This is a genomic window from Pseudomonas sp. R62 (assembly GCF_000257605.1).
GTDB classification, from domain to species: Bacteria; Pseudomonadota; Gammaproteobacteria; order Pseudomonadales; family Pseudomonadaceae; genus Aquipseudomonas; species Aquipseudomonas atacamensis.
Genome location: NZ_JH635998.1, coordinates 3,218,461 through 3,229,384, shown reverse-complemented (window position 1 = coordinate 3,229,384; position 10,924 = coordinate 3,218,461). Strand labels below are relative to the sequence as shown.

Genomic DNA, 10,924 nt, shown 5'->3' with positions numbered 1-10,924 from the left:
GCCGCCGACAGCAGCCGCGACAGCCAGCGCACCACGGCCAGCATTCAGCAGCTCAATCAGCGCCTGAACGACACCGCCGCCGCGCTTGGCCGGGTCAGCGAGCAAGGCCAGCAGATTCAACTGGTCGTGGACACCATTCGCGGCGTCGCCGAGCAGACCAACCTGCTCGCACTCAACGCCGCCATCGAAGCCGCCCGCGCCGGCGAACAGGGTCGCGGCTTTGCCGTGGTCGCCGACGAGGTGCGCAGCCTCTCGCAACGCACGCAATCGTCCACCGCGCAGATCGCCGGCACCGTCGACAGCCTGCGCGCCACGGTCAACGAAGCGGTGAGCCTGATGGAAGCCGCCTGTGGTCAGGCGCAATCGGATGCCGAAGCGGTCACCGGACTCGGCGAACGCCTGGGAGAAATCGCCAGCGCCGTACAGAGCGTCACCGACACCCTGGCGCAAATCGCCACGGCGGTTGAAGAACAGGCCAGCACCGCCGACGAAGTCAGCGGCAATATCCAGCAGGTCGATCAGGCCGCGGTGCGTTTGCTTGAAGGTGCACGCGCCGTAAACCTCGCGGCGGACACCTTGAGCCAGGGCAGCGAGGCCCTGAGCGCCAATACCGCCAGATTCCAACTGCGCTGACGCCCTCCCCGGCCCCGATTTTCGGGGCTGGAGGATAAGCGGTTGAAAACAGGAAGAAATATTTTCGATTTACGCTTGACGCTTTGCCATTTCAGGGGAATAATGCGCGCCACTTGGCTACATAGCTCAGTTGGTTAGAGCATAGCATTCATAATGCTGGGGTCCGGGGTTCAAGTCCCTGTGTAGCCACCAAGTACTAAAAACGGCTTACCGAAAGGTAGGCCGTTTTTTTTATGCCTCGAGAAAAGTTGCGCTCTGCTTCACTCGCAACCTACCGCTTAATGTCAGCGGATCAATTCCACGTGCCCCATCAGAGAAATGCCGCAGGGAAAAAATCAGAAAGCCCGACATCGAGCCGGGCTTCTTATTACCACGGTGGATCACGCTGCTGTGTGTTCCTGATCATCCTGACTTTGAGCGACCACCTTCGACAAACCGAGCCCCACAGCAGACAGCACCTTCAGTAGCGTAGAAAGGCCTGGGTTTCCATCTGCTGAAAATTGGCGGTAGAGATTGCCTCTATTGAGTCCGGTTGCGTTGGAGACAGCGGCAAAACCGCCTCTCGCTTCCACCACACGTCGCACCGCGGTGAGAAACACAGACTCACCGCCCTCTTCATCAATTTCTTCCAATGCTGCAACGAGATATTCGAGAGCGAAATTCTCGTCCGTGCGCAGCATTTCGAGAACACTGTCCTCGTGATTGCTTACGCTTTCCATTGAGCTACCTCTTCAGCGCCTTCCAGATTTCTTTTGATTGATCGATGTCGTGTTGCTGCCTTTGTTTTGTTCCACCGCCCAGCAAAAGTGAAGCACCTCCTGGCAACCGTACAGAAACCATCCTCAGGCAACGCCGCGTAGGCTGTCGACCTGAATAATCTGTAAGAGAAATCCGACATAATCGGCCATTCAAACGAAAAGACTACAGCCGCGACCGACGATAATTTCGCCTGACCCAGGCGCAAAACCGCTGGACTGAGATAGCCCTGTAGGAAGCAGGCTTTGCTCACGTAAGAACTGGATTTTTCATCACTTCAAGCACCCGCCCCTCTCTCCCCGAATTGCCCTTCGATCGACAAGCTCCCCTGGCTCGATTCAGCGCCATACAGGGAGTTGGCATGCGTCAATACAAATACCTTCTCGACGATGACTGGTTATTAAATCCGTATAGCGGTGGCAGGGCCTGGTTTACTTTGCTTCCACCGAAAGCACCGGAGCCGGTGTACATCGAGAAGGATGAGTGGCCTGCGCCCGAGCCACGCGAAGACAGGGTATTTGCCAAGTCCTGCACGCCGGACAACTGGTGTCGCACGGACGCTGGCACTGCCGAGGAGCCAGCCAGCAACTTCGGCAAGATCATGGTCGCCGGCGCCATGCTCATGCCATCCGCCAGCACCGCGATCGCGACGGCAATAGGCGCCGACCTGGCTTTGGGGCGTCTGGCCGGCGGCGGGATTTTGCAACAGCGCCTGAACTGGGCCATCCGTGGCGCCGGCGGGCCGGCCAGCGTGTTTGTGCTGGGAATGCTGCCGAGCAAAATGGCCGACGGCACACTTCACACGACTAAGAACTAAGAAAATAGCACCGCCTGAGCTACCGCTTTCGCGAGCAGGCTCGCTCCCACACGGGCATCGTTTTCGGCCAATCGTTGGCGCGGCCGCTGAGCGGGAGTGCTGTAATCCCCACGCGGTTTGCACCCCGCCGGCCCGCTCGATAAAGTCCTCCATGACTTTTACCCCACGGACGGAGAGCCAGCGTGTTTCCAGCCCAGCCCTTGAAGCGCTTTCGCCTGCCAGCCCTGACACTGCTTGTCAGCGCTCTGACCCTCACCGCATGCAACGCCCCACCCTCTTCCTCGTTGCCGCTGGCACCGGAAGCCGCTTCCGGTTACCGCACTGATCTGCAAACCCGTCACGCCAATAAGCACATGGCCGCTGCTGCCAATCCGCTCGCGGCCGAAGCCGGGCGGGAGATGTTGCGTCAGGGTGGTTCGGCGATTGATGCGGCGATTGCGATGCAGGCGGTGTTGACGCTGGTTGAGCCGCAGTCTTCCGGGATCGGTGGCGGGGCGATGATTGTGTTGTGGGATGGCAAGCAGGTGCGCACCTATGACGGCCGCGAAACGGCCCCGGCCGGGGCCACCGAGGAGCTGTTCCTGAAGGCTGATGGTAAACCGATGGCCTTTACGCAAGCGCAGATCGGCGGCCGCTCGGTCGGTACGCCCGGAGTATTGCGGGCGCTGGAGCTGGCGCATCGGCAGCACGGTCGCTTGCCTTGGGCGAAGCTGTTTGAGCCAGCGATCAAACTGGCCGAGCAAGGCTTTGCGATTTCCCCGCGTCTGCATTCGCTGCTGACTGCCGATCCACTGATACGCCAGTCGCCAGACATGGCTGCGTACTTCCTGAATGAGGATGGCAGCGTCAAAGCTGTCGGCACACGCCTGCAAAACCCGAAGTTGGCCGCCGTGTTCAAACGTATCGCCAACGAAGGTGCCGATGCGCTGTACAAAGGTCCGATCGCCGAAGAGATCGTCGCCAAGGTTCAACAGCACGCCAACCCCGGCAGCCTGTCGCTGACCGATTTGCAGCGTTATCAGGCCAAGGAGCGCGCGCCGCTGTGTACCGACTACAAGCGTTGGCAGGTCTGCGGCATGCCGCCACCATCGTCAGGCGGAATTGCCGTAGCGCAGATTCTCGGCACGTTGCAGGCGCTGGAGACTCGCGACCCACGCCTGTCGCTGACCCCGCTCAAACCGGTGAACAGCAATAGGCCGGCCGGCATCGAACCGGCGCCGCAAGCGGTGCATCTGATCGCCGAGGCTGAACGTCTGGCCTATGCCGACCGTGCGCAATACGTGGCCGACACCGACTTCGTCCCGGTGCCGGTCAAAGGTCTGCTCGATCCTGCCTACCTGGCCAGCCGCGCCAGCCTGATCGGCGAGCGCAGCATGGGCAGCGCCAAACCGGGCACACCGCCGGGCGTACAGGTTGCCTACGCACCGGACCGCTCGCCGTTGCGCATCTCGACCTCGCAAGTGGTCGCGGTGGATGATCTCGGCGGCGCCGTGTCGATGACCACCACCATCGAAGCCGCGTTCGGCTCGCACCTGATGGTTCAAGGTTTTCTGCTGAACAACCAGATGACCGACTTCTCGTTCATCCCCGAAGAGAACGGGCAGAAAGTCGCGAACCGCGTCGAACCCGGAAAACGCCCACGTTCGTCGATGGCGCCGACGCTGATCTTTGATCGCAAGACTGGTGAATTTGTCGCCACGGTCGGCTCACCCGGCGGCTCGCAGATCATCGAATACGTGGCGAAAACCACCATAGGCCTGCTCGACTGGAACCTCGATGCACAAAGTGCGATCAACCTGCCCAATTTCGGCAGCCGCAACGGCTCCACCGAATTGGAACAGGGACAGTTCAGCCCAGCGCTGATTCAGGCGTTGAAAGACAAAGGGCACACGGTCAGTGAAATCGACATGACCAGCGGCACCCAGGCGATCGTGCGGGTGAAGGACGCGCAGGGCAAAGCGACCTTGACGGGGGGTGCCGATCCTCGGCGTGAGGGAGAGGCGTTGGGGGATTGAAACACCGCATTGAAAAAGGCCTGCCGAGCAGCAGGCCTTCTCCCGGGAGCAAATCAGACCGCCAACGTCTTGCCATCCATCCCATCCCCAATCTTCAGGAAATGCCCGCCCGCAACGTGATGCAGCGTGCGCAAGCCGTCATGCCCCTCGAAATGCCAGCGCCCGTCGCTGAACACACGCTCATCGGCTTGGGCGGCGATGACTTCGGCAAGGAACAGGTCGTATTGCTCGTGATTGCGCGGCTCCGGCAGCAGGCGGCATTCGAGCCAGGCGACACAGCCCTCAAGCAGCGGCGCTTCAATCTGTTCGCCAGCGAAGGTGTGTAGGCCGTACGCCTGAAACTTGTCGTGACCTTGGTTGCGGGTGATTTCCAGGCCGGAGGTGTTGCCGACGGTTTGCACGATATCTGCCTGATTGACGCAAGGCACATTCAGCACAAAAGTGCCGGAGGCTTCGAGCAACTGGCGAGTCCAGGTGGATTTGTCGAGGACGACGGCGACTTTCGGTGGTTCGAAATCCAGCGGCATGGCCCAGGCGGCGGCCATGATGTTGCGTTGGCCATCATGGACAGCGCTGACCAGCACGGTCGGCCCGTGGTTGAGCAGGCGGTAGGCTTTGTTCAGGGGCACCGGACGGCGGTGGGAGACGCTCATGGGATCTGCTCCGGAGGAAAAGGAGCCGATTGTAGCGCTGTCACTGGAGAATCACAGAACCTGTGGGAGTGAGCAGATGCGGCGCTGCCCCTCGGTGATCGTTCCCACGCGCTGCGCGGGAATGCATCCTGTGACGCTCTGCGTCACGCCAGCGAAGGAACGCGGAGCGTCCCGGGCGGCATTCCCACGCAGAGCGTGGGAACGATCAGTGCGGTGTCAGTGAGAGAGCTGATTGGCAAACTGGCCGACCGCATCCACCACTTTCTGCGCACCGTCCTGAATCTCGACGATCACCGTGCCCGCCTCCGCCGCCAGCGCCAGGCCCTGTTCAGCCTGGAGCTTGCCGTCGGTCATCAGCGCCACGGCATTGCGGGCCATTTCCTGGTTCTGCCGTACCACGCCGACAATTTCGTCCGTCGCCTGGCTGGTGCGCGAGGCCAGTTGCCGGACCTCGTCGGCCACCACCGCAAAACCACGCCCCTGCTCACCGGCGCGCGCCGCCTCAATGGCAGCGTTGAGCGCCAGCAGGTTGGTCTGTTCGGCAATGCCGCTGATGGTTTTGACGATCGTGCCGATCACCAGCGACTGCTCGTTGAGCGCCTCGATACCTTCGCCAGCGGCCTGCATGTGCCGCGACAAATCACGCATCACGTTGACCGCTTCGGTGACGACCGTGGTGCCCCGTTGTGCGGTGCTGTCGGTTTGTTGCGAGGTGCTGTAAGCGATGCTGGCCGCGTCGGCAACCGCCTGCTCGCGGTTGACCTGATCGGTGATCACCGTGGCGAATTTCACCACTTTGTACAGTTTGTCGTTGGCATCGACCACCGGGTTGTAGGACGCTTCCAGCCACACCGTACGACCATGGCTGTCGATACGCTTGAAGCGGCCTGCGACGAATTCGCCGCTGTTCAAACGCCGCCAGAAGTTCTGGTACTCGGCGCTGTTGTACTCATCCGGGGCGCAGAACGTGCGGTGATGTTTGCCTTTGATCTGCGCCAGGCTGTAACCCATGCCGTTGAGGAAGCGATCATTGGCGCAGAGCACATTGCCGTTGAGGTCGAACTCGATCACGGCGGTGGAGCGCACCAGCGCGCCGATCAGGTTCTCATGCTCGCGGGAGGCTTCGATGGTGCGGGTCAGGTCGCTGGCGTAGAAGGAAATGTGTCTGATCCGGCCATCGGACGAGCGCACCGGTTGCACGATGGAACGCAGCCACGCCTCGTCGCCATTGCCGCGCAACAGGCGCACGGCGCCGGCGAAGTGCTCGCCACGGCTCATCGAGTTTTTGAAGCGCTGATGGAATTCGTCGGTTTTGACGTGGGCCGGCACGATGTCTTCAATTGCCCGGCCGACCAGGTCCTGGCTCTTGTAGAGCATTTCATCGAGAAAATTCTGGTTGACCGAACGAATCCGCCCGTCGGGCTCAAGGGTCAGCGCGAGCATTTCGCTTTCCAGGCTTTCCTTCACTTGTACAAGGCTGGAGAGTTCTTCGCGCAGAGCAGCCAGCTCTTGTTTCAAGCGTTTATTGAACATGGGAAAGCACCGATGGCAGGGTAGTTAGCGGATACAACCTAGCCATCGGCCTTGCGCAGCTTTTCTGAAGCCAGCGCCAGACCCGTCAGTCGAAAATAATCCGGCGCTTGCGGCTCAGGCAGCGCCGGCAGCCTGACACGGTCCGGTACGTGGCATGCGCGCACCGAAATACACCGCCGTCAGAACTCCCACCGCGCCCATCACTGCACAGAAGATTACGCAGACCCAGGGGCTCCACGGCATCAGACCAATCAGCAACAGCGGTGTGATACTCGCCCAGGCGGCGTAGGCAATGTTGTAGGTGAAGGAAATGCCCGACACGCGAATCCGCGCCGGGAACAACCCGACCATCACCGAAGGCACCGCACCCACTACCCCACAAGCGAGGCCGGCGACCGCATAGGCCATGCCGATCCAATGCCCGCCCATGATCAGACAGCCATACAGCACGCCAATGCCCAATGGCAGCAACAGGCTGTAGAGCATGACCGTGCGCCAGGCGCCGATGCGGTCGACCAGCAGACCGGCGATCACGCAGCCAATGTTGAGAAAGACGATGCCCAAGGCACTGAGGCCGAAGGTGTAGCTGGCGGTCATGCCGAAGGTTTTCTGCATCATGGTCGGGGTGATGACCACGAACACCACCACTGCCGAGGTGAGTACGCAGGTGAGCAACATGGCCGGCAGCATGGCCAGACGATGTTCACGCAGCACCGTGCGCAGCGGCAGCTCGACCCGCGCCTCGCGCTGCGCTTCCATGGCCATGAACACCGGGGTTTCGCTGAGCCAGCGGCGCAGATAAACGCCCACCACGCCGAACACGCCGCCGAGCAGAAACGGATAGCGCCAAGCGTAATCGAGAATTTCGGCAGGCGTGAAAACCTGCGCCAGGAAGGTCGCGGTGAGTGCGCCGATCAAGTAACCGAAGGTCAGGCCGGCCTGCAAGAATCCGAGGGCGTAACCGCGATGGCCGACAGGCGCATGCTCGGCGACGAACACCCAGGCACTCGGCACTTCACCACCCACCGCAGCGCCTTGCAGGATGCGCAGCGCCAGCAACAGCAAGGGCGCGAAATAGCCGATCTGCGCGTAGGTCGGCATGATCCCGATCAGCAGGCACGGCAGGGCCATCATCAGGATGCTCAGGCTGAACACCTTTTTGCGGCCCAGACGATCGGCGAAATGCGCCATCAGAATCCCGCCCAGCGGCCGCGCCAGATAACCGGTGACGAAGATGCCGAAACTCTGCAGCAAACGCAGCCACTCGGGCATTTCCGGGGGGAAGAACAGCTGACTCAGGGTCAGTGCGAAGAATACGAAGATGATGAAATCGTAGATTTCCAGCGCCCCGCCGAGCGCCGCAAGGCCGAGGGTCTTGTAATCGGCACGGCTGAACGGCGCCGGTCGGGCTGGAGAATTGGCAGTCATGACAAAGAACTCAGGCATCGGCAAAAACCAAGGCGCTCATGGTCTACGCAAAAGCGCGGATCGACAACCCGTCAGACCATAGTCTCGGTTTGCGAAAACCTGCTCAACAAAAGGGCGGCGCTTGATTTACTGTTAGCGCCTGTCCAAGGGACCACGCCAACACCGACCAGCCGCCCATGTGGGAGCGAGCCTGCTCGCGAAACGTCAGTTCAGACAATCTGATGCTGAATGTGCCGACGTCTTCGCGAGCAGGCTCGCTCCCACAGGGGATCTCTGTGGCTGTCGAGCCGGGCGACTGCTCCCGCGGATCAAAATAACCATAAAAAATCCGAGGTGCTTCCCGTGGCCGTTGATATCGAAGATAGCCGCTCCGCGCGCTTTGCCCTGCGCTGTTCCAGTTTTGCCGAACGCTGGTTTCCCGACTCCTGGGTGTTCGCCGCGTTGGCCGTGATCATCGTTGCGCTGGCCACTTTGGCCATGGGCGCCAAACCCACCGCTGCAGCGATGGCCTTCGGCGACGGCTTCTGGAGCCTGATCCCGTTCACCATGCAGATGGCCTTCGTGGTGATCGGCGGTTACGTCGTCGCCAGCTCTCCGCCCGCAGTCAAGCTGATCGACAAACTGGCACGCATCCCGAAGAACGGCCGCTCCGCCGTGGCCTGGGTAGCGTTGATCTCAATGGTCGCCTCGCTGCTCAATTGGGGTCTGTCGCTGGTATTCGGCGGGCTGCTGGTACGCGCCCTCGCCCGCCGCACCGATCTGAAAATGGATTACCGCGCCGCAGGTGCTGCGGCATACCTGGGACTTGGCGCGGTGTGGGCGCTGGGCTTGTCATCGTCGGCCGCACAGTTGCAGGCCAACCCGGGCAGCCTGCCGCCGTCGATCCTGTCGATCACTGGCGTGATCCCGTTCACCGAAACCATTTTCCTCTGGCAGTCCGGGGTCATGCTGCTGGCACTGATCGTGATTTCGATCATCATCGCCTACGCCACCGCGCCCGGGCCGAATTCGGCACGCGACGCCAAGGCCTGCGGCATCGACCCGGCGTTCAACCTGCCGCCGCTGCAACCGCGCACGCGCCCCGGCGAATGGCTGGAACACAGCCCTTTGCTGATCATCGTGTTGGTGCTGCTGGCGGCGGGATGGCTGTTTCACGAGTTTTCGACCAAACCGGCGATTACCGCGATTTCCGGCCTGAACACCTATAACTTTCTGTTCATCATGCTCGGCGCGCTGCTGCACTGGCGCCCGCGCAGCTTCCTCGATGCGGTGGCCCGTGCGGTGCCGACCACCACTGGCGTGTTGATCCAGTTTCCGTTGTACGGCTCGATCGCCGCGCTGATGACCACCGTCAAAGGCGCCGACGCGCAAACCCTCGCGCATCACATCTCGACCTTCTTCGTCAGCATCGCCTCCCACGACACCTATGCGCTGCTGATGGGCGTCTATTCGGCGATTCTCGGTTTCTTCATCCCGTCCGGCGGCGGCAAATGGATCATCGAAGCGCCCTACGTGATGCAAGTCGCCAATGACCTGCAATACCACCTCGGCTGGGCAGTGCAGATCTACAACGCCGCCGAAGCCTTGCCGAACCTGATCAACCCGTTCTATATGCTGCCGCTGCTGGGCGTGCTCGGGTTGAAGGCGCGGGATCTGATCGGCTTCTCGTTTGTGCAACTGCTGGTGCACACGCCACTGGTGCTGCTGCTGTTGTGGGCGTTGGGGACGACATTGGCGTATACGCCGCCGGTGATGCCGTAGCAAAAACGAGCCAGGCCTGTGGGAGCGAGCGCTCGCTTGCACAGGTCTGGCGTGGAAATCATGAAATCCATACTCAACCGCTTTTCTGTCAAACACCACTGATCCACTATGAAGCGCCCCCAAATCAAGGGGAACCCACGCTGAAAAGGATCTGAGCATGTTCAAACTCGCAGGACTTACCCTCGTTGCACTGACGCTAAGCGCCGCCGTCCACGCTGATATCGACGTGAAACTGGGCAGCACCGAGCGCGTCACCCGGCTCTTCGCCTACCCCAACAATTGCAGCGTGATCTGCTTTCGCAACTGGACGCTGGAGCAGACCGTTGCTCACTACCTGAGCCAGAGCGTACAGCGCGACGGTTACGCCGATGCCAAGGTGCTGGTGAAGACCGACAACGATCAGCTCTACGCCGAGATCACCGGAGTGCCGGACGGCTATGACAAGCCGCTGTCAGCGTTGCTCGACGCCGGCGACCTGGCTTATGCCGGCGCCGGCAAGCTCAATGCCGATGGCAAATGGGCCTATAGCTGGTATCTGTTCCTGCCGCTGGGCATGGCCTTGGAAAATCGTAAAAGCGTCGAGCTGCTGCACTTCCCGCCCGATTACTCGCTGACCCAGGCGCAGGATTATCTGCGCTCGAACACTACCGACCGCTGGGCGACTTTGCTGACCGATAACGGCATCCCCGCCGGGCAGACGCCGGCTTATCAGACCATCATCGACATCGCGCCGATCGCCGCGCCGTCCAATGCCGGCGGGGATCTGGAGGACGTCTACGACTACTTCAAGGATTACCAGACCACGCTGGTCAAGCAGTTCAGCCAGACCGCCAGCGGCACGACGCTGCCGATGGTTGCGTTCGGGGCGCCGGTGCGCAACTGGATCAAGGAACAGTATGGGCCGACAGTTGGCGTATTGGGTCTGGCAAGCATCAGTCCAAGCGAAGGGCTGAATGTGCCGGTGCTCGGCTCGAATCATCCGAGCTATATCTGGTACGCCGCCGATCCGAAGAGCTATACCGGCGACGATGCCCAGGCCAAGGCTGACGCGGCGGGCCTGAAAGTCATGGGCCAGGATTTGAGCGCGGCTTGCTGGCAGGCCGGGATGGGCAGCAAGCCGGGCAGCGATGCGCAGGCCACGCTGAACAGTTGCACGCAAACATGGCAGGTGACGCAAAAGGTCAAAACCTGCGAGTTGTTCTACACATCGATCCGCGACCTCAGCGCCGAACAAGCCGCAGCCAAGTGCGCCACGGCACCAGTCAAGACGCAACTGCAACAGCTGAAAGCGCCCTTGCCTGCGGCCGCCGTGCCCGCACCCGCTCTGT

At 61.3% G+C, this 10,924-nt stretch carries 8 protein-coding genes, 1 tRNA gene and 2 pseudogenes; 6 read left to right on the top strand and 5 right to left on the bottom strand.

What is annotated here, in order from left to right; translation table 11 throughout:
* Together OQK_RS15585 and OQK_RS15580 are read left to right on the top strand one after the other, a co-directional pair.
* On the top strand, window positions 1-633 hold a 633-nt coding region (locus OQK_RS15585), incomplete at its 5' end, for a methyl-accepting chemotaxis protein (RefSeq protein WP_038860986.1).
* A 115-nt stretch (window positions 634-748) separates the two neighbouring features.
* Window positions 749-825 (top strand) — tRNA-Met (locus OQK_RS15580).
* 188 nt (window positions 826-1,013) lie between these two features.
* On the opposite strand, the gene OQK_RS15575 is transcribed toward OQK_RS15580, so the two are convergent.
* The gene (locus tag OQK_RS15575) at window positions 1,014-1,352 is read right to left on the bottom strand and encodes a helix-turn-helix domain-containing transcriptional regulator (RefSeq protein WP_016773200.1); all 339 of its coding nucleotides are present in this window, start codon (window positions 1,350-1,352) and stop codon (window positions 1,014-1,016) included.
* 398 nt (window positions 1,353-1,750) lie between these two features.
* Between OQK_RS15575 and OQK_RS15570 the strand changes: the two genes are divergently transcribed.
* A complete protein-coding gene (locus tag OQK_RS15570; RefSeq protein WP_016773199.1) occupies window positions 1,751-2,206 on the top strand; it encodes a hypothetical protein in 456 nt (151 codons plus the stop codon).
* Between the two features lie 182 nt (window positions 2,207-2,388).
* Window positions 2,389-4,221 (top strand): gamma-glutamyltransferase, encoded by a 1,833-nt coding sequence (ggt, locus tag OQK_RS15565; RefSeq protein ID WP_016773198.1) that lies wholly within the window; start codon window positions 2,389-2,391, stop codon window positions 4,219-4,221.
* Between the two features lie 53 nt (window positions 4,222-4,274).
* Here ggt and OQK_RS15560 read toward each other — a convergent pair whose 3' ends face one another.
* The 4 genes and pseudogenes from OQK_RS15560 to OQK_RS15550 all read right to left on the bottom strand — a co-directional run bounded on the left by OQK_RS15560 (window position 4,275) and on the right by OQK_RS15550 (window position 7,835).
* Window positions 4,275-4,874, bottom strand: coding sequence for a flavin reductase family protein (locus OQK_RS15560; protein WP_016773197.1), 600 nt, complete (start codon window positions 4,872-4,874; stop codon window positions 4,275-4,277).
* A 216-nt stretch (window positions 4,875-5,090) separates the two neighbouring features.
* Window positions 5,091-5,528, bottom strand: a pseudogene (locus tag OQK_RS32020) (methyl-accepting chemotaxis protein); the annotation flags it as partial.
* A gap of 102 nt (window positions 5,529-5,630) precedes the next feature.
* Window positions 5,631-6,317: pseudogene (locus OQK_RS32015) on the bottom strand (PAS domain-containing protein); the annotation flags it as partial.
* A 204-nt stretch (window positions 6,318-6,521) separates the two neighbouring features.
* Window positions 6,522-7,835, bottom strand: coding sequence for an MFS transporter (locus tag OQK_RS15550; protein WP_038861227.1), 1,314 nt, complete (start codon window positions 7,833-7,835; stop codon window positions 6,522-6,524).
* A 342-nt stretch (window positions 7,836-8,177) separates the two neighbouring features.
* Between OQK_RS15550 and OQK_RS15545 the strand changes: the two genes are divergently transcribed.
* Window positions 8,178-9,596 (top strand): short-chain fatty acid transporter, encoded by a 1,419-nt coding sequence (locus OQK_RS15545; protein ID WP_016773194.1) that lies wholly within the window; start codon window positions 8,178-8,180, stop codon window positions 9,594-9,596.
* 157 nt (window positions 9,597-9,753) lie between these two features.
* The coding region (locus OQK_RS15540) for a hypothetical protein (RefSeq protein WP_016773193.1) at window positions 9,754-10,924 on the top strand (1,171 nt) is incomplete at its 3' end.